Raw genomic sequence first — 18,454 nt, 5'->3', positions numbered from 1 at the left:
AGGGCTACCTGAGAGGGTAGCCAGTTGCCACATCGAGGTTCAAAAGGCTCCCCTTCCGGGCGTTGCGGACGGCGTTGCTCCGCTGCGTACGGGCATTGTGTCGCAGGGTGCGGGCGCTGCCGTTCAGCGCCGGCGGCGGGCCACTGCGGTGCGGGCCAGCGCCACGCCGGCGCTCGCGCCGCTCTGGCGTCACTGCGACCCCTTCTGCCGGGTCGCGATGTCGGACAGTCGCCTGAGCGTCTCGCGGTTACGCAGGTGCAGCACCAGGTCGTTGAGCTTGTTTTGGACCCAGCGCAGCGGGCCGGCGGCGAAGTCCTCGCCGATGCGGACCCGGGTGGCGCCCTCGCCAACGGGTTCCAGGATGAAGGTCACGATCGCCTCGCCGGCCGGCCAGAGACCGGCCCGCAGCACGAGCCGGTGCGGTGGCTCGCAGGCCAGCACGGTCGAGGCGTCCTGCAACGAGAACGGCCACGGCCCCGCCCGGTGATGCAGCTGGCTGCCCACCCGGGGCCAGGCCTCGTCCACGTCCCGCACGTGTGTCGTCCCGACCACCCAGTCGCTGTACGTCCACCCGTCGGCCAACACATCGAACACCTGCTGCGCGGGAGCTTCGATCACTTTCTCCACAATCGCCACCGTGATCCCATACCCGCACCTCTGCCGAGGCTAACGAGCCGCCGGGTTAGCTTCTCCGGGGCGGCGGGTAAGGCCGGGTCGGGGCAGCCGTCGGCGGCGCTGGCCCCACCCTGCCGACGCCTCGACGGTGACGTTTACTCCTCGGGGCGCAGGGAACCCGCCGGCTGTGCGACAGGACCAGGAGGATCCGGATCAGCGCAGGTCAGCCCGGGTTTACGCCGGTGCTGACCGGGCCGGTTCCGGGCCGCTCGGGGGCCCTCGGCCCGTCCTGTACGACGCGGTGTTGCTGGATCGGGACGGCACTCTGATCGAGGATGTGCCGTACAACGGTGATCCGGAGAAGGTGCGGCCGGTGCCGGGCGCGCGGGCGGCGTTGGACCGGTTGCGGGCAGCCGGGTTGAGGTTGGCCGTGGTGACGAACCAGTCGGGCCTGGCCCGGGGCTACTTCACCGGTGAGCAGATGCGCGCGGTGCACGCCCGGGTCGAGGAGCTGCTGGGTCGCTTCGACGCCTGGTTGATCTGTCCGCACGACGACGCCGACGATTGTGACTGCCGTAAGCCGGCTCCCGGGCTCGTGCACGCCGCCGCCCGGGAGTTGGGGACGAGCGCGTCGCGGTGCGTCATGGTGGGCGACATCGGCCGGGACATTGCCGCGGCGCTTGCCGCCGGAGCGGCGGGTGTGCTGGTGCCCACCCCGGTGACCCGACCGGAGGAGATCGCCGCCACCGGCTGGGTGGCCTCCGATCTGCCGTCGGCCGTGGCGGAGATCCTGCGCCGCCAGCAGGCGGTCCACTCGGTGCCCGATCGAGTGGGCGGGCGGGTGGGCACGGCGCTGGTGGTGCGGTCGGACTCCGCCGGGGACGTGCTGGTCACCGGGCCGGCGATCCGCGCCGTGGCGGCCGGCGCGGAGCGGGTGGTGCTGCTGTGCGGGCCACGGGGACGCGCCGCGGCGGACCTGCTGCCCGGAGTTGACGAGATCATCGAGTTTCCGCTGCCGTGGATCGACCCGATGCCGGAGCCGGTGGACCCGGAGGCGATGCGGAGCCTGACCGCGCGTCTCGCGGGGGTCGGCGCGGACCAGGCGGTGGTGTTCACCTCGTTCCACCAGTCCGCACTGCCGCTGGCGTTGCTGCTGCGGATGGCGGGCATCGGCCGGATCGCCGCGATCAGCGACGACTATCCGGGCTCGCTACTGGACATTCGCCACCGGGTGCCCGTCGGCGTTCCCGAACCCGAACGCGCCCTGTCCCTCGCCGCCGCCGCCGGCCACCGGCTGCCCCCCGACGACGAACCCGTGCTCCGGCTCCGGCCGGACGCCGTGGTCCCCCGGCCGACCGGCCTCGGCGACCCCGGTTACGTGGTGCTGCACCCCGGCTCGGCCGCGTCGAGCCGGGCCTGCCCGCCCGCGTTGGCGGCCCAGATCGCCGAGGCGCTGACCGCCGCGGGGCACCGGGTGCTGGTCACCGGCGGCCCGGACGAGCGTGCGGTCACCGCCCAGGTCGCGGCGGCCGGCGGCACCGACCTGGGTGGCCGTACCGACCTGGCCGGGCTTGCCGGGATCGTCGCCGACGCCGGTGCGGTGGTGGTCGGCAACACCGGGCCCGCGCACCTGGCCGCCGCAGCCGGGGTGCCGGTGGTGAGTCTCTTCGCACCGACCGTCCCGTTCGGACAGTGGGGGCCGTACCGGGTGCCCACCGTCCGGCTCGGCGACGCCGGAGCGCCCTGCCGGGACACCCGGGCGGCCAGCTGCCCGATCCCCGGGCACCCGTGCCTGAGCGGCGTCGACCCGGCTGAGGTGGTCGAGGCGCTGCGGGTGCTCGCCGTCAGCGGTGGTGGCGGCCGATGAACGTCCTGCTCTGGCACGTGCACGGCTCCTGGACCACGACGTTCGTGCACGGCAACCACCGCTACCTGATCCCCACCACACCCGACCGCGGCCCCTACGGCCTCGGCCGGGCCCGCACCTATCCCTGGCCCGATACCGCCATCGAGGTCAGCCCCGACGACCTGCCCGGCACCGACGTCGACCTGGTCATCCTGCAACGCCCGGAGGAGGTCGACCTCGCCGAGAAGTGGCTGCACCGCCGTCCCGGACAGGACGTCCCCGCCATCTACGTCGAACACAACACCCCCAAGGGCGACGTCCCCAACACCCGGCACCCGATGGCCGACCGCGACGACCTGCTCATCGCCCACGTCACCGGCTTCAACCAGATCTTCTGGGACACCGGCACCACCCCCACCACAGTGGTCGACCACGGCATCGTGGCACCCACCGTGTCCTACACCGGCGAGCTGGACCGACTCGCCGTGGTCATCAACGAACCCATCCGGCGAGGCCGCGTCACCGGCACCGACCTGCTGCCCCAGTTCGCCCAGATCGCTCCGCTGGACGTCTACGGCATGGGCGTCACCGGCCTCGCCGACCACCTCGGTCTGAGCCCCGACCGGGTCGTCAGCCACGACGACGTACCCCAGGACCAGATGCACGCCGAACTGGCCCGACGCCGCGCCTACCTGCACCTGTGCCGCTGGACCTCCCTCGGACTCAGCCTCATCGAGGCGATGTCCATCGGCATGCCCGTCGTCGCCCTCGCCACTACCGAGGCCGTGACGGCCGTGCCCCCGGAGGCGGGGGCTCTCGCCACCCGGATGGACACCCTGCTCGACGCCGCCCGCCGGTTCATCGCCGAGCCGGCGGCAGCGCGTCAGGCCGGCGCGGCGGCACGGACCGCCGCGCGTGACAGGTACGGCCTCGACCGTTTCCTCGCTGACTGGGACCGGCTGCTGGAGGAGGAAGTATGCGGATCGCGATGATCTCGGAGCACGCCAGCCCGCTCGCCATCCTCGGAGGGGAGGACGCCGGCGGCCAGAACACACACGTCGCGGAGCTGTCCGCCGCACTCGCCGCCGCCGGGCACGAGGTGAAGGTCTACACCCGCCGTGACGCGCTCGACCTGCCGGTGACCGTCCGCAGCCCGGACGGGTACGACGTGGTGCACGTACCGGCCGGCCCGGCCGAGCCGGTGGCCAAGGACGCGCTGTTGCCGCACATGCGGGAGTTCAGCCGTTGGCTCATCGAGCGGTGGCGGGGCGGGGACTGGGTGCCCGAGGTGATCCACGCGCACTTCTGGATGAGTGGCCTGGCCGCGCTGACCGCCGGTCGGCAGACCGGGGTGCCGGTGGTGCAGACGTACCACGCGCTGGGCACCGTGAAGCGCCGCTACCAGGGCGTGCAGGACACCAGCCCGGCCCGGCGGGTGTCCTACGAGCGGGAGTTGGGCCGCTCGGTCGACCGGGTGGTCGCGCAGTGCCGCGACGAGGTCGGCGAGCTGGTCCGGATGGGGGTGCCCCGCTCTCGGATGACCGTCGTTCCCTCCGGGGTCAACCTCACCACGTTCTCGCCGTTCGGGCCGGCGGCGGACCGCGAGCCCGGTCAGGCCCGGATCCTGACCGTGGGTCGGCTGGTCGAGCGCAAGGGCTTCCAGACGGTGGTCCGCGCGATGGAGCTGGTCCCGAACGCCGAGTGCGTGGTGGTCGGCGGCCCACCCGAGGGGCTGCTGGAGACCGACCCGTACGCCCGGCGGTTGCGGGCGCTGGCCGAGTCGTGCGGGGTGGCCGACCGGGTACGGCTGGTCGGCGCGGTTCCCCGGGAGGAGATGGGCCGCTGGTACCGCTCCGCGGACCTGCTGGTCGCCGCCCCCTGGTACGAGCCGTTCGGGTTGACCCCACTGGAGGCGATGGCCTGCGGGGTGCCGGTCGTCGGCACCGCCGTGGGCGGGATCCGCGACACCGTGGTCGACGGGACGACCGGTCTTCTCGTACCGGCCCGGGACCCGCGCGCCCTGGCCGCCGCGATCCAGCGGCTGCTAAACGACCGGATTCGGCGTTTCGCGTACGCCACCGCGGCCCGCGAGCGGGTCCGGTCGCGGTACTCGTGGGCGGTCACCGCCGAGCGGCTGGCGGAGGTCTACGGCGAGGTGGCCGCGGTGCGTCGGCCGACCCGGGTGGTGGCCTGATGCCGGCGGGCACCCTGCTCGACACCCACCTGACGAATCTCGCCGCGGCGCTGGCGCCCTATCGGGGGTGCGAGCCACAGCTCGCGCGTTGGGGTGCGCAGTTGGCGCGCCGGCTGGCCGCCGGCGGGCGGTTGCTGGTCGCCGGCAACGGCGGCAGCGCCGCCGAGGCCCAGCACCTCACCGCCGAACTCGTCGGCAAACTCCACCACGACCGCCAACCGCTCTCCGCCATCGCCCTGCACGCAGAAACCAGCGCCCTCACCGCCATCGCCAACGACTACGGCTACACCGACGTCTACGCCCGCCAGGTCCGCGCCCACGGCCGACCCGGCGACATCCTCCTGCTCCTCAGCACCAGCGGCACCAGTGCCAACCTCCTCACCGCCGCCCATGCCGGCCGCGATGCCGGCCTGGTCACCTGGGCGCTCACCGGGCCCGCCCCCAACCCCCTCGCCGGCGCCTGCGACGACGTGCTCGCCGTCGGGTCCCCCGACACCCAGGTCGTCCAGGAACTGCACCTGGTCACCAGCCACCTGCTCTGCGAGTACGTCGAACAGGAACTGCCCGCCGCGCTGGCCGCGTCCACCCAGCCCGCGCCGGCCGAGCCCGCCCCGGCCGGTCGGCTCCCATCCGGGCCGGTGCGTACCGGGGTCGAGGTGGTGCTCGACGGCGGGACCGGACAGCAGGTCGACGCGTGAGGATGAGGAGGCAAGCGTGAGGGGACCCGTGGTGGTAATCGGGGACACCCTGCTCGACCGGGACGTGGAAGGGGTGGTGAACCGCCTCTGCCCGGACTCCCCGGTGCCGGTGCTCGACGAGACCTCGGCCATCGACCGGCCCGGTGGCGCCGGCCTGGCGGCGGTCTTCGCGGCCGCACAGGGCGCCGAGGTGGTGCTGGTGACCGCGCTCGCCGACGACGCTGGCGGCGCCCGGCTGAGCTCGCTGCTCGCCGCCGCCGGGGTGCAGGTGTATCCGCTGGCCCTGGCCGGCGCGACGCCGGAGAAGATCCGGCTGCGGGCCCGAGGCCGGGTGCTGCTGCGCCACGACCGCGGCGTCGCGCCCGGCGAACCGGGCCAGCCCTCCGACGAGGTGCTGCGGGTGATCGGCGCGGCATCGGCGGTGCTGGTCAGCGACTACGGCCGGGGGGTGGCGCGGCAGCCCGCGCTGCGCGCCGCGCTGGCCGCCACCCGCGCGCCGTTGGTGTGGGACCCGCACCCGCGCGGACCGGCCGCGGTGCCCGGCGTGCACCTGGCCACACCGAACGAGTCGGAGGTACGCGAGCTGGTTCCCACCCTGCCCGGGGCGTCCCGGTTGGCGACCGCCTCCCGGGGCGCGCAGGGGCTGCGCCGGCGCTGGCGGGCCGGCGCGGTCGCGGTGACCCTGGGCGGGGACGGCGCGCTGCTCTGTCACGCCGGATCGACGCCGCTGGTGGTGCCCACCCCGGGCAGCGCCGAGGGGGACACCTGCGGGGCCGGCGACCGGTTCGCGGCCGCCGCCAGTCTCGCGTTGGCTCAGGGCGCGCTGGTCTCCGAGGCGGTGCAGGCCGCGGTCGCCGAGGCGTCCGCGTACGTGGCCGGTGGGGGAGTGGCCGCGGCCCTGCCGCAGTCGGGAGCGAGAGGCGGCCCGGTGAGCACCGGCGTGGTCGGCTCGGGTGGTGACCGGGTGGGTGTCGGGGCGGTCGCCACGCTGCTCGCCGACGTGCGCGCCTCCGGCGGCACGGTGGTGGCCACCGGCGGCTGCTTCGACCTGCTGCACGCCGGGCACGTTGCCACCCTGCAGGCCGCCCGGCAGCTCGGCGACTGTCTGATCGTCTGCGTCAACTCCGACGCCAGCGTGGCCGGGTTGAAGGGGCCGGAGCGGCCGGTGATGTCCGAGGGCGACCGCAGCCGGTTGCTGGCCGCGCTGAGCTGTGTGGACGCGGTCATGATCTTCGACGAGTCGACCCCGGACGCGGCGCTGTCCTGGCTGCGCCCGGACATCTGGGTCAAGGGCGGGGACTACGCCACCGGCGGTGGAGACGCCGCGACGCTGCCCGAGGCGGAGGTCCTGCGTCGGTGGGGCGGTCACACGGTGGTGGTGCCGTACCTGGACGGCCGGTCCACCACCGACATGATCGCCCGCTCCGGGCACGCCACCGGCGCGTGCTGCACCGTCGGCCAACCGGCGGAGCAGGACCGGTTCTCCGCGCCGTCGTCGGCCACGCCCGGCGGGGAGCGGACGCGATGACCGCCACGTCACCCGGTGCCGGGCCCACGGTGCTGGTCACCGGCGGCTCCAGCGGGCTCGGTGCAGCGGTGGTCGCCGCGGTGGCCGCCTCCGGTGGCCGGCCACTCGTGCTGGACCGGCGGCCGCCGGCCGACGACGGGGTGTCCTGGACCGAGTGCGACCTGGCCGACACCCGGGCCGCCGAGGTGGCCACCCGGCACATCGCCGAGCAGGCCGGTGGCGTGGACGCGGTGGTCACCGCCGCTGGCATCGACGTGCCGGGCCGGCTCGCCGACGTGCCGGGGGAGACCTGGGACCGGATCATCGCCGTGGACCTGCTGGCCACCGCCGCGGTGATCCGGGCCGCCCTGCCGTTCCTACAGATCTCCCGGGGCCGCATCGTCACCGTCGCCTCGACGCTGGGCGTGAAGGCGGTCAGTGACGCCACCGCGTACTGCGCGGCGAAGTTCGGCGTGGTCGGCTTCACCCGCGCACTCGCCGCCGAACTCGCCGGGCAGGTCGGCGTCACCCTGCTCATCCCGGGCGGAATGCGGACTGCCTTCTTCGACGAGCGCGACCCGCAGTACAAGCCAGGGGCGGACGCCATCCTCAACGATCCCGCCGACACCGCCGCCGCCATCATGTTCGCCCTCAGCCAGCCCTCCGGCTGCGCGGTACGCGAACTGGTGGTCTGCGCCGAGCAGGAGACCTCGTACCCGTGATCCTCGTCCTGCGCGCCCTCGGCGTCGGCGACCTCGTCACGGCGGTGCCCGCACTGCGGGCGCTGCGCGCCGCGTACCCCGATCGGGAGCTGGCGCTCGCCGCGCCCGCCTGGCTGGCCCCGCTGGTCGACCTGGTCGGCGGCGTCGACCGCCTGGTCGACACCGCCGGGTTGGATCGGCCGGCGTGGCCCGGCCCGGCTCCGGAGGTCGCGGTGAACCTGCACGGGCGCGGCCCGCAGTCGCACCGGCTGCTCGCCGCCGCCCGACCCGGGCGGCTGCTCGCCTTCGCCAACCGGGACGCCGGTTTCGTCGCCGGCCCGCGGTGGGTCGCCGACGAGCACGAGGTGGATCGGTGGTGCCGGCTGCTGTCCTGGTACGGGATTCCGGCCGACCCCGGGGACCTCGCGCTGCGCCGGCCCGTGCCGGCCGGGCTGCCCACCGGCGCCACCGTGCTGCATCCTGGCAGCAAGATTCCCGCCAAGCGCTGGCCCGCCGAGCGGTTCGCCGCGCTGGCCCGGGCGCTCACCGACCGGGGGCACCGGGTGCTGCTCACCGGATCGGCCGACGAGCGACCGCTGGCCGCCCGGGTGGCCGACGCGGCCGGCCTGCCGCCCACCGCCGTGCTGGCCGGCCGGACCGACCTCGGCGCGCTGGCCGCGCTGGTAGCCGGCGCCCGACTGGTGGTCAGTGGGGACACCGGTGTGGCCCACCTGGCCACCGGCTACGGCACGGCCTCGGTGGTGCTCTTCGGGCCGGTGCCGCCGGCCCACTGGGGGCCGCCGCCGGACCGGCCCCGGCACCGGGTGCTGTGGGCCGGCGAGGAGGACCGGCCCAGGTGGGACGGGGTGGGAAGCCATCCGACCTTGGCGGCCCTGCACCTCGACGAGGTGTTGGCCGCCGTGGCTGAGGTGGAACGGGTGGTGCGGGTCTCCGGTGCGGTTGCGGCGTAGTGATCCGGGTCGGCCCGGATACGGCCGTCGACGGCGCGGCAAGGGGTGGCTCTTCGTCGACCCGGCCGGCGCCCCGGTCAAGGACCCCGACGTCCTGGCCCGACTGCGCGAGCTGGTCATCCCGCCGGCCTGGCAGGGCGTCTGGATCTCGCCGTACCCGAACGGGCACATCCAGGCGACCGGCGTCGACGCGGCCGGGCGCAAGCAGTACGTGTACCACCCGCTGTGGCGGGAGAAGCAGGACGAGGCGAAGTTCGACCACATGCTGGAGGTGGCCCGCCGGCTGCCGGTGTTGCGCGAGCGCGTGGGGCGCGACCTGGACGGCCGGGGGCTGGGTCGGGACCGGGTGCTGGCCACCGTGGCCCGGCTGTTGGACATGGGAATGTTCCGGGTCGGCAGCGACCAGTACGCGGCCGGCGACGAGCCGACGTTCGGCGTGTCCACCCTGCGCCCGGAGCACGCCCGGACCCGAGGCGGCTGTGTGGTCTTCGAGTTCCCCGCGAAGGGCGGCATCGAGCAGGTACGCCGGATCGAGGACCCGGAGCTGTGCCAGGTGCTGACCAACCTGCGCCGTCGCCGACGGGAGGCGGACCGGCTGTTCGGCTACTGGGACGGTCGGGAGTGGCGCGACGTGCGCAGCGACGAGGTCAACGGCTACCTGCGCGATGCCAGCGGCGGGGAGATGACGGCCAAGGATTTCCGCACCTGGCACGCCACCGTGCTCGCCGCCACCGAGCTGGCCACCGTCGGCCCTGCGCGCTCGATGACCGCCCGGCGCAAGGCCGTGGTCGCGGTGATGCGCGCGGTGGCCGACTTGTTGGGGAACACCCCCACGGTGGCGCGTGCATCCTATGTGGACCCCCGGGTGGTCGACCTCTACCACGACGGGATGGTGGCGCCGGTGGATCCGCGGGCGCCGCGGGAGGAGGCCGAACGGGTCGTGTTGGAGCTGCTGGAGAAGGCCTGACCGGCCCCGCCGACATTCCTGGGGAGAGAGCGACGGGACCGGGGTCTCGGCTTGGCGAGCGGAGGTGACACCGGGCGGCCGCCCGCCGCGGCATGGCGGCGGGCGCCTCGCCACGGCCCCCGTTGGCGGCCGACCAGGAGCTCGGGTCGGCCACACTGCCTCTCAGTCTGCCCGCGACGAGTTGACCGTGGACGCCGGGCGGTTGACGATCCGCGCCGGATCCGGATGGCCCTCGCGGTACGCCTGCGGGCTCAGCCCGTAGGCGCCCCGGAACACCCGGCTGAAGTGGGCCTTGTCGGGAAACCCCCAGCGCGCGGCGATGGTCTGCACGGACTGGGTACGCAGCGCCGGGTCGGCGAGGTCGCGCCGGCACCGCGCCAGCCGCAGGTCCCGGATGTACGACGCCACGGTGGACTCCTCGCCCTCGAACAGTCGGTGCAGCGAGCGCAGCGAGATGTGGTGGGCGTCCGCGACGGCCTGCGGGCTGAGTGCCGCGTCGCCGAGGTGGCGGTGGACGTACGCCTGCACCTGGGTGACCAGCGCGCGGCGGCGTACCTCGGTGGGCACCTCGTCCTCGGCGAGCAGGTGCCGTCCGAGCATGGTGGTGGCCAGGTCCAGCCCCACCGCGCCGAGCCGGCTGGCGTCGGCGGCGTGGTACTGCTCGGGGTGCCCGGTGACCTGGAGCAGGAACTGCGCCAGCAGCGCCCCGATCCCCTCGCTGCCGGACATCCGGCCGCCGTAGAGCGCGGCCATCCGCTGCGGCGGCAGCGGCAGCGCGGCGTGCGGAATCAGCGTGATGATCGAGGTGGCCTGGTCCCGTTCCGGCTCGGTCGCGTGGTGACAGACGTCGTGCGGGCGGGAGGCGTCGTAGAAGGTGAACTCGCCGGCCTGGATCTCGCTGTGGCGACCGTCCTGGCTGGACGTGCCGACGCCGCCGGTGGTGAGGGCCAGCACGTACAACTCCGGGTCGGAGCGACGGACCAGCTTGCGGGTGCGGGTGGCGTCCAGCGACGGGTACTGGTACTCGACCAACTGGATCGGGCCGAGGTCGATGAAGTCGGCGCGGGCGGCGAAGTCGTCGGTGTGCGCGGACTGGATCCGCAGCGGCGCCGAGGTGCGCGCGACCAGGTCGAGCCACATCCCGAACCGCTCACCCGGCGGCAGGACGGTGGTGTCGACGGTGTCCCGGTGCAGCATCCGGCGCCCCTCAGACCGCTCGCCGCCGGATCAGGGCCTCGATGCCGTCGAGGATCCGGTCGAGGCCGAAGGTGAACTCCTCGTCCAGGTCGTCGTCCTGATGCAGCACGCCGGAGGTCAGCACCCGGTGCAGCGCCGGGAAGCGGGCCGGGTCGATGAGTCGACTGAGCATCCGGCCGTACGCCGGCATCATCTCGCCCGGCTTCATGCCGGCGGCCCGGCTACCCTCGGCGATCTGCGTGGTGAGGGTGGCCTCGTTACGGACGTACCCGGTGATCAGCAGCAGTGTCGACATCTGCTCGCCCTCGGCCAGCGAAGTGCCGTCGAGGCAGCGCAGCCCGTCCTCCATCCAGCCGAGCGTCTGGGGGGTGATCGGCGGGCCGGTGATCGGCACGTGCAGCAGCCAGGGCCGCCGCCGCAGCACGTCGTGCTCGGCCCAGGCCCAGCGGGTGAGGCCGGCGCGCCAGTCGGCGTCCGGTGCGGCGGGACCGGGCGGCGGGCCGTACCCGGCGTCCACCATGAGCATCAGCAGCTCGTCCTTCGAGCCGACGTACCGGTAGAGGGTCATGGTGGCGGCGCCCAACTCCTTGGCCACCCGGCTCATCGAGACGGCCGCCAGCCCGTCGGCGTCGGCCACCCGTACGGCGGCGTCCACGATGCCGCTCACGGTCAGCCCGGGTCGGGGCCCTTTGGGAGGCCGCTCGCGCAGCCCCCAGGCGCTCTCGATGGCCGGCGGGATCACCGGGCCGCTGTCGTCTGTCTTTGCCGCCACATTTCCTCCTTGCCTCGCCATCCTAGTTCTGCGTATGGTCTACGCATAACAGCGTACGCCATACGCAGAAGGAGTCTTCCCATGACAGCGACGACCGCACCGGCACCGCGCGCGGGCCGGCGGGAGTGGATCGGGTTCACGGTGCTGATGCTGCCGCTGCTCCTGGTCTCGATGGACGTGTCGGTGCTCTACTTCGCCGTCCCGTTCATCAGCGAGGAACTGCGCCCCACCGGCACCCAGCAGCTCTGGATCTTCGACATCTACGGCTTCGTGCTGGCCGGGCTACTGATCACCATGGGCGCCCTGGGCGACCGGATCGGCCGGCGCCGACTGCTGCTGATCGGCGCCGCCGCGTTCGGGGCGGCGTCGCTGCTGGCCGCGTACGCCGACAGCGCCGCCACCCTGATCGCCGCGCGCGCCGTGCTGGGCGTGGGCGGGGCCACCCTGATGCCCTCCACGCTCGCCCTGGTGCGCAACATGTTCCACGACGCCAAGCAGCGTGGCACCGCGATCGGCATCTGGACCGCCACGCTTACCGGCGGCATCGCGATCGGTCCGGTGCTCAGCGGCATCCTGCTGGAGCACTTCTGGTGGGGCTCGATCTTCCTGATCAACATTCCGGCGATGCTGCTGCTGCTCCTGCTCGCCCCGGTCCTGGTGCCCGAGTTCCGCAACTCGACGGCCGGGCGGTTCGACCTGGTCAGCGCGGTGCTGTCGCTCGGCGCGCTGCTGCCGGTGATCTACGGCATCAAGGAGATGGCCCGGGACGGCGTCAGTGCCGCTCGGGTGCTGGCCATCGTCGCCGGCCTGCTGGTCGGGGCGCTGTTCCTGCACCGGCAGCGGACCCGGGCGTACCCGATGATCGACCTGGCGCTGTTTCGCCGTCGGGGCTTCGCCGGGTCGCTCGCGGTCAACCTGCTGGCGATGTTCGCCCTGGTCGGCTTCGCCATCTTCACCACCCAGCACCTCCAGTCGGTGCTCGGCCTGAGCCCGCTGCGGGCGGCACTGTGGAGCCTGGTGCCGTCGCTGGCGGTGGGCGGAATCGCCCCGGCCGCCGCCGCGCTCGCCCAGCGCGTCGAGCGGGCGTACCTGATCGGGACGGGTTTCGGGATCGCCGTGGTCGGCTTCGTGGTGCTCACCCGGGTCACGCCGGAGTCGCCGCTCTGGCTGCTGCTGGTCGGCGCCAGCATCTACGCCGCCGGGCTGGTCATGGTGATGTCGCTGGTCACCGAACTGGTGCTCGGCGCGGCGCCGCCGGAGCAGGCCGGTGTCGCCTCGGCGCTGACCGAGTCCAGCAGCGAGTTGGGCGGCGCGCTGGGGATGGCGATCCTGGGCAGCGTGGGTGCCGCGGTCTACCGGCGCGAGGTCGTCGACGGCCTGCCCGCCGGGCTGCCGGGGGATGCCCGCGACGCGGCCCGGGAAACGCTGGGTGGTGCGCTGGCGGTGGCCGACGGGTTGCCGGCCGAGCTTGGCGACGCGGTGCTGCACGCCGCCCGGCTGGCGTTCACCGACGGGCTGCACCTCGCCGCGATCGCCGCCATGGTGGCGATGCTGCTGGGCGCGGTGACCGCGCTGGTCGCGCTGCGCGGAGCCCGGCCGGGCGACCCCGCCGTGCTGGCCGCCGACCCGGTCCCGGTCCCACCGCTTGCGGCCGGGACGGCGGTGCAGCGGACGCCGACCCCGACCGGTCCGGGTGGTCCGACGGCGTCGTGACCGGCGGAGCAGAGCGGCCGCCCGGTGGTCCGCCCGTGCGGGGGACCACCGGGCGGCCGCCCGGTTGGCTGTTGTCGGGTGGGTCGTCGGTCAGTCGGTGAGTACGTGCGCGAGCCGGTCGCGGAAGCGCCGCTCGGAGTCGCTGACCGACTCGCCGCCGAGGCCGAGCAGCCCGCCGCTGGAAGCGGCGCCCACCACCTGCTCGGCGATCTTCACCAGCCAGTGCTTGTACGCCCCGGCCGCACCCTCGTCGACCCGCGCGGCCAGCAACGCGGCGGCCTGGCCGGCCCGCAGCAGCACGTCGTCGATCATCGCCCGCGGGTCGGCGGGCGCGATGACCGGCAACTCCTCGCCGGTCTCCGGGTCGCCGACCCGGGTCACGATCTCGCCGGCCACAGCGGCGACCAGCGGGCTGGCAGACTCCCGGCCAGCGGCGATGGTCTCCAGTCCGGCCGCGTTCTCCGCCATGGTCCGGCGGGTGCCGTCGGACTCGGCGGCGCTCGCCGCGGTCAGCACCGACTGCGGTAGGCCGACCAGCAGCCCCCACTCCTCGTCGGAGAAACCGAAACCGGTGTACGCCGGCTGCTCGATCACGGCAACGCCCCTTCCACCCTGCTCTGCTTGGTCAATCGGTTGGCCCGGTGCCCGGTCAGGCTAGTCCAGGGTCAGCAGGCCCTGTTCGGACACCACGCGCACCGACAGCGTCTTGTACCCGACCTCGTCGAAGAGAACCGTCATCTTGTCCTCCTCGTACCCGAGCACCATGCCGTGCCCCCACTCCGGGTGGCGCACCTGACTGTGCACCGCGAACGGCCCGACCGCCCCCTGGTCGGCGACGCTGGTGCCGGCGTGGCAGTTGTCGCAGTGCCCGCAGACCTGGGTCATCTGCTCGCCGAAGTACGCCAGCAGGGTCTGCCCCCGGCAGGCGCTGGTCTCGGCGAAGGCCCGCATCATGTCGGTGCGGGACCGCGTCACGGTCTGCTGCCGCTCCGCCTCGGCCAGCGCCGCCGCGGCGGCGTCGACCGGGGTGGGGGAGTAGCGAGGGGCACCGATGCGTTGCCGGGCCCGCGGCTCGGCCGCCCCGGCCTGCTCCAGCAGGGAGATGTACTGGCCCAGCTTGCGCGGCCCGAGGCCGGTGGCCTCGCGCAGCTCGGTCTTGGTGGCCGGCTCACGGCGCAGCAGCGCGGCCAGGTCGCGCAGCTCGTTCTCGTCGGGCAGGCCACCGCTGAAGAACCGTTGCAGGCCCACGTCCTCGGCCTGCCAGAGCAGCAGCACCCGGGCCGGCTGCCCGTCGCGCCCGGACCGGCCGATCTCCTGGAAGTAGCTGTCCGGCGAGTCGGGCAGCGCCATGTGCACCACCCAGGCGATGTTGGGCTTGTCGATGCCCATCCCGAACGCCGAGGTGGCCACCATGATCGGCACCTGGTCGGCGAGGAACGCCTCGTGCAGCTCGGAGCGCGCCCCGGCGGCCATTCCGCCGTGGTAGCACTGCGCCGGGAAGCCGGCGTCGGTCAACCGGGTGGCCAGCTCCTCGGCGGCGCGGCGGGTCGGCACGTAGATGATTCCCGGCCGTTCATCGTCACGCAGCAGCGCGACCAGGCGCCGCCACCGGTAGTCCTCGGTGGGGCAGTGCGCCACCTCCAGGAACAGGTTGGGCCGGTCCAGCCCGGAGACCACCACCTCCGGCTTGTGCAGCCGCAGCCGGGCGATGATGTCGTCGCGTACCGGCGGGGACGCGGTGGCGGTCAGCGCGACCACCGGTGGCCGTCCGATGCCCTCGATGAGGTGCCCGAGCGCCAGGTAGTCGGGACGGAAGTCGTGCCCCCAGGCCGAGATGCAGTGCGCCTCGTCGATCGCCACCAGCGCCGGCTTGAGTGCGGCCACCTCGGCCATCCGATCGGGGTTGCTCAGCTGCTCCGGGGTGATGAACAGGAACTCCGCCCGGCCCTCGCGGATCTCGTTGATCGCCTCGGCCTGCTGGGCGGCCGACTCGTTCGAGCTGATCCGCACCGCCCGCAGCTCCGGACGCTGGCGCTCGTTGAGGGCCGCGATCTGGTCCTGCTGGAGAGCCAGCAGCGGGGAGATCACCACGGTGGGGCCGGGGATCAGGCTGGCCGGGATCTGGTAGATGGCGGACTTGCCGGCGCCCGTGGGCAGCACGACCAGGGCGTCGCGTCGCTTCATCACCGCGCGCATGGCCGCCAGTTGGTTGGGCCGCAACGCGGTCCAGCCGAAGAGGCTCCGTGCCGCGCGGCGCAACGTCATCGAGTGCGTGGACAGCTTCATCGAGGGCCGGAGGTACCCGAGCCGATCACCGCCGAAACGCGCCCGACGGCAACTGTCCAGGGTCTCGCCGAGGCACCACGGACTCAGCGCACCCGGGGCAGGACCTCGCGCTGGTAGAGGTCGAACAGGCCCTGGTAGTGCGGGCCGACGTTGGCCACGTACACCTCGTCGAAGCCCGCCTTGGCGAACTTCCCGATCATCTCGACGTTCGCGTCGGCGCTGTTGCCGCACACGAACGCCTCCTTCAGCATCTCCGGCCGGACCAGCTGGGCGGCCTGCTCGAAGTGGCGCGGCGAGGGCAGCACCTGGGACAGCTCGCCCGGGACCCCGGCGTTGGGCCAGCGCTGGTACGCGATCCGCATGCCCTCGTCCTCGCTGTCCGCGTACGCCGCCTTGAATCCGGCCTGGCACGGCTTGTCGCCGCCGCCGTTCTCCCGGAAGCGCCGGACCATCTCGCTGTCGGGCCTGGTGCTCACGTAGCCGTCGCCGATCCGGGCGGCGAGGTCGATGGACTTCGGGCCGAAGCCGGAGACGTAGATCGGCGGGGGAGTGTCGGGCAGCGTGTAGATCCGGGCGTGCTCGACGGTGTAGTGCTTGCCGTGGTGGTTGACGAAGTCGCCGGTCCAGAGCTTCCGCAGCACCTCGACGGCCTCCTCCAGCATCTCCAGCCGGACGTCGGCCTGCGGCCAGGCGTCGCCGAAGATGTGCTCGTTGAGCGCCTCGCCGCTGCCGACGCCGAGTGCGAACCGCCCGCCGTGCAGCACCGCGCTGGTCGCCGCCGCCTGCGCGATCACGGCCGGGTGGATCCGCACCGTCGGGCAGGTCACCGCGGTGGTCACCGGCAGCGAACAGACCTGGCTGAGCGCGCCGATCATCGACCAGACGAACGGGCTCTGCCCCTGTGCGTCCACCCACGGGTGGTAGTGGTCGGAGATCCAGAGCGCCTCGAAGCCGGCCTGTTCGGCGCCGCGCGCCTGCGCTACCAGCTCGGCCGGCGTGAACTCCTCACTGGACAGGATGTAGCCGACCTTCATCGTCCCCCCTCGGCACGGACCTGCTGGGTGGATTAGCGGTACCCCGGCCGTCGCCGGCCACACCCGGTCCGCCGGCTCTCACCCGATCGCGCCGGCGGGGTCGCGCTCAGCGTCGGCCGAACATCGCCCGGATCGCGGCCAGGAGCAGCAGGGCGCCGACCACCAGGCCGAGCAGGCGTACGCCGGGGATATCGGCCGGGCTCGTCGCGTCGGCCAGCAGGGCGGGATCCATCCCCGCACTCTCCCGGGGACCGTGCCTCCAGGCAACTGTAAGGTTTATTGACTATTGAATCGCTCGGTGTGACCATGGCAGCACCGCCTGCCGGTGGCGGTGCGCCGAGGGCGCGCGAGAGATGGGGTACGGGGGCCGCATGAGCGAGCGCAACCAGCGGGTCGGCGCGGGCGCGCCAGCGCCGGGGACCAACGCCGACCGCCAGGGGCGGGCGGCGTGACGGCGCCCAGCGGGCACCTTCCGGCGCTGGCCGCCGCCGTCCTGCAACCCGGGTTCGTCGGCACCACCCCACCACCGTGGGTGTGCCGCTGGCTCGGCGAGGGGCTCGGCTCGGTGGTCCTCTTCGCCCGTAACGTCGTCGACACCGCCCAGGTGGCCGCGCTGACCGCCACGCTGCGCGCCGAGCGGCCGGACGTCATCGTGGCGATCGACGAGGAGGCCGGCGACGTCACCCGGATCGAGTCGGTCCGGGGCAGCTCCCGGCCCGGCAACTTCGCCCTCGGCGCGGTCGACGACCCGGAGCTGACCGAGGCGGTCGCCCGGGACCTCGGCGTCGAGCTGGCCGGGGCCGGGGTCACCCTCGACTACGCCCCGGACGCCGACGTCAACTCCAACCCGGCCAACCCGGTGATCGGCGTCCGCTCGTTCGGGGCGGACCCGGCGCTGGTCGCGCGGCACACCGCCGCCTGGGTACGCGGGCTGCAGGCCGGCGGCGTCGCCGCCTGCGCCAAGCACTTCCCCGGGCACGGCGACACCCGGGTCGACTCGCACCACGACCTGCCCCGGATCACCGCCGACCGGGACCGCCTGGACGCCGTCGAGCTGGCCCCGTTCCGGGCCGCCGTGGCCGCCGGGGTGCAGGCGGTGATGACCGGCCACCTGCTGGTGCCCGCGCTGGACCCGCAGCTGCCGGCGACGTTGAGCCAACGCATCCTGGGTGGCCTGCTCCGCGACGAGATGGGCTTCTCCGGCGTGGTGGTGACCGACGCGGTGGAGATGCGCGCGGTCGCCGACCGGTACGGCTTCGCCGGGGCGGCGGTCCGCGCGCTCGCCGCCGGGGCCGACGCGATCTGCGTGGGCGGCGAACGGGCCGACGAGCAGTCGGCCCGGGAACTGGCCGACGCCATCGTGGCCGCGGTCGTCTCCGGTGAGCTGCCCGAGGAGCGCCTCGCCGAGGCGGCCAAGCGGGTCGGTCAACTCGCGGCCTGGACGGTGGCGGCCCGCTCCGAGCGGTCGACCGGAGCGCGCGGCAGCACCGCCGTCGGGCTGGTCGCCGCCCGCCGCGCCGTTCGGGTCACCGTCGCGGCGGGCGGGACGACCGCGTTGCCGCTGACCCGCGCGGCGCACGTGGTCGAGTTCGAGCCACCGCGCAACATCGCCATCGGCGCCGAGACGCCGTGGGGCCTCGGCGTACCGATGGGCGAGCTGCTGCCCGGCACGAGCGCGGTGCGCTACGCCCAGCACGACGTGCCGACCGACCCGGGCGCCGGGGCGGGCAACCGCCCGCTGGTGCTGGTGGTCCGCGACCTGCACCGGCACGAGTGGATGCGTGCCGCGGTGCAGCGGGCGCTGGCCACCCGGCCGGACGCGGTCGTGGTCGAGCTGGGCGTGCCCGAGCTGGTCACCGGCGCGGTGCACCTGGCCACCCACGGCGCCACCCGGGCCAGCGGACGGGCTGCCGCCGAGGTGCTGACCGGCGCCCGCTGACCCGACGCCCGCAC

16 protein-coding genes and 1 pseudogene are annotated in these 18,454 nt (G+C 74.0%); 10 read left to right on the top strand and 7 right to left on the bottom strand.

Translation table 11 applies throughout. The annotated features are described in order from the left end of the window. Positions 1-189 precede the first annotated feature (189 nt). Entirely contained in the window at positions 190-618 is a 429-nt protein-coding gene (locus ACFY29_RS31425) for an SRPBCC family protein (protein WP_386991897.1), read from the bottom strand. Positions 619-802: 184 nt separating this feature from the next. Here ACFY29_RS31425 and ACFY29_RS31420 point away from each other — a divergent pair, with 184 nt between their 5' ends. The 8 genes from ACFY29_RS31420 to ACFY29_RS31385 are packed head-to-tail and all read left to right on the top strand — an operon-like array spanning position 803 to position 9,499. Next, complete coding sequence (locus tag ACFY29_RS31420; RefSeq protein ID WP_386991895.1) at positions 803-2,482, top strand: HAD-IIIA family hydrolase; 1,680 nt, start codon at positions 803-805, stop codon at positions 2,480-2,482. Next, positions 2,479-3,453 carry a glycosyltransferase gene (locus tag ACFY29_RS31415; RefSeq protein WP_386991893.1) on the top strand — a complete coding sequence of 325 codons (975 nt, stop codon included), beginning with the start codon at positions 2,479-2,481 and terminating at the stop codon, positions 3,451-3,453. The genes ACFY29_RS31420 and ACFY29_RS31415 overlap by 4 nt, the downstream gene beginning before the upstream one ends. Further along, positions 3,438-4,655, top strand: a complete 1,218-nt coding sequence (locus ACFY29_RS31410) for a glycosyltransferase (protein ID WP_386991891.1) — start codon at positions 3,438-3,440, stop codon at positions 4,653-4,655. The genes ACFY29_RS31415 and ACFY29_RS31410 overlap by 16 nt, the downstream gene beginning before the upstream one ends. Continuing rightward, a complete protein-coding gene (locus tag ACFY29_RS31405) occupies positions 4,652-5,353 on the top strand; it encodes an SIS domain-containing protein (protein ID WP_386992037.1) in 702 nt (233 codons plus the stop codon). The genes ACFY29_RS31410 and ACFY29_RS31405 overlap by 4 nt, the downstream gene beginning before the upstream one ends. Before the next feature lie 16 nt (positions 5,354-5,369). Beyond that, positions 5,370-6,881 carry a PfkB family carbohydrate kinase gene (locus ACFY29_RS31400; protein ID WP_386991889.1) on the top strand — a complete coding sequence of 504 codons (1,512 nt, stop codon included), beginning with the start codon at positions 5,370-5,372 and terminating at the stop codon, positions 6,879-6,881. Next, a complete protein-coding gene (locus tag ACFY29_RS31395; protein ID WP_328425869.1) occupies positions 6,878-7,582 on the top strand; it encodes an SDR family oxidoreductase in 705 nt (234 codons plus the stop codon). The genes ACFY29_RS31400 and ACFY29_RS31395 overlap by 4 nt, the downstream gene beginning before the upstream one ends. Beyond that, positions 7,579-8,532 (top strand): glycosyltransferase family 9 protein, encoded by a 954-nt coding sequence (locus ACFY29_RS31390; protein WP_386991886.1) that lies wholly within the window; start codon positions 7,579-7,581, stop codon positions 8,530-8,532. The genes ACFY29_RS31395 and ACFY29_RS31390 overlap by 4 nt, the downstream gene beginning before the upstream one ends. Further along, complete coding sequence (locus tag ACFY29_RS31385) at positions 8,516-9,499, top strand: DNA topoisomerase IB (protein WP_386991885.1); 984 nt, start codon at positions 8,516-8,518, stop codon at positions 9,497-9,499. Before ACFY29_RS31390 ends, ACFY29_RS31385 begins: the two co-directional genes overlap by 17 nt. A gap of 162 nt (positions 9,500-9,661) precedes the next feature. Here ACFY29_RS31385 and ACFY29_RS31380 read toward each other — a convergent pair whose 3' ends face one another. After that, on the bottom strand, positions 9,662-10,696 hold the full coding sequence (locus ACFY29_RS31380; protein WP_386991883.1) for a helix-turn-helix domain-containing protein: 1,035 nt from the start codon (positions 10,694-10,696) through the stop codon (positions 9,662-9,664). Positions 10,697-10,706: 10 nt separating this feature from the next. Continuing rightward, a complete protein-coding gene (locus tag ACFY29_RS31375) occupies positions 10,707-11,468 on the bottom strand; it encodes a TetR/AcrR family transcriptional regulator (protein ID WP_386991881.1) in 762 nt (253 codons plus the stop codon). 81 nt (positions 11,469-11,549) lie between these two features. Here ACFY29_RS31375 and ACFY29_RS31370 point away from each other — a divergent pair. Then, positions 11,550-13,031, top strand: a pseudogene (locus tag ACFY29_RS31370) (MFS transporter); the annotation flags it as partial. A 240-nt stretch (positions 13,032-13,271) separates the two neighbouring features. Here ACFY29_RS31370 and ACFY29_RS31365 read toward each other — a convergent pair. From ACFY29_RS31365 to ACFY29_RS31350, 4 genes are all read right to left on the bottom strand, one after another. Next, entirely contained in the window at positions 13,272-13,775 is a 504-nt protein-coding gene (locus ACFY29_RS31365) for a hypothetical protein (RefSeq protein WP_328425881.1), read from the bottom strand. A gap of 60 nt (positions 13,776-13,835) precedes the next feature. Then, positions 13,836-15,467, bottom strand: a complete 1,632-nt coding sequence (locus tag ACFY29_RS31360) for a RecQ family ATP-dependent DNA helicase (RefSeq protein ID WP_386991879.1) — start codon at positions 15,465-15,467, stop codon at positions 13,836-13,838. A gap of 83 nt (positions 15,468-15,550) precedes the next feature. Further along, positions 15,551-16,501 carry a TIGR03557 family F420-dependent LLM class oxidoreductase gene (locus tag ACFY29_RS31355; protein ID WP_386991877.1) on the bottom strand — a complete coding sequence of 317 codons (951 nt, stop codon included), beginning with the start codon at positions 16,499-16,501 and terminating at the stop codon, positions 15,551-15,553. 106 nt (positions 16,502-16,607) lie between these two features. Continuing rightward, the gene (locus tag ACFY29_RS31350) at positions 16,608-16,733 is read right to left on the bottom strand and encodes a hypothetical protein (protein ID WP_255421242.1); all 126 of its coding nucleotides are present in this window, start codon (positions 16,731-16,733) and stop codon (positions 16,608-16,610) included. A gap of 216 nt (positions 16,734-16,949) precedes the next feature. On the opposite strand from ACFY29_RS31350, the gene ACFY29_RS31345 reads away from it, so the two are divergent. Further along, positions 16,950-18,440, top strand: a complete 1,491-nt coding sequence (locus ACFY29_RS31345) for a glycoside hydrolase family 3 protein (RefSeq protein ID WP_386991875.1) — start codon at positions 16,950-16,952, stop codon at positions 18,438-18,440. Positions 18,441-18,454: the final 14 nt, after the last annotated feature.

The sequence above is a fragment of the Micromonospora sp. NPDC000668 genome, assembly GCF_042897975.1.
In the GTDB taxonomy this organism is placed as follows: Bacteria; Actinomycetota; Actinomycetes; order Mycobacteriales; family Micromonosporaceae; genus Micromonospora.
The sequence above is the reverse complement of the archived record's forward strand: the minus strand, read 5'-3'. Positions and strand labels throughout refer to the sequence as shown.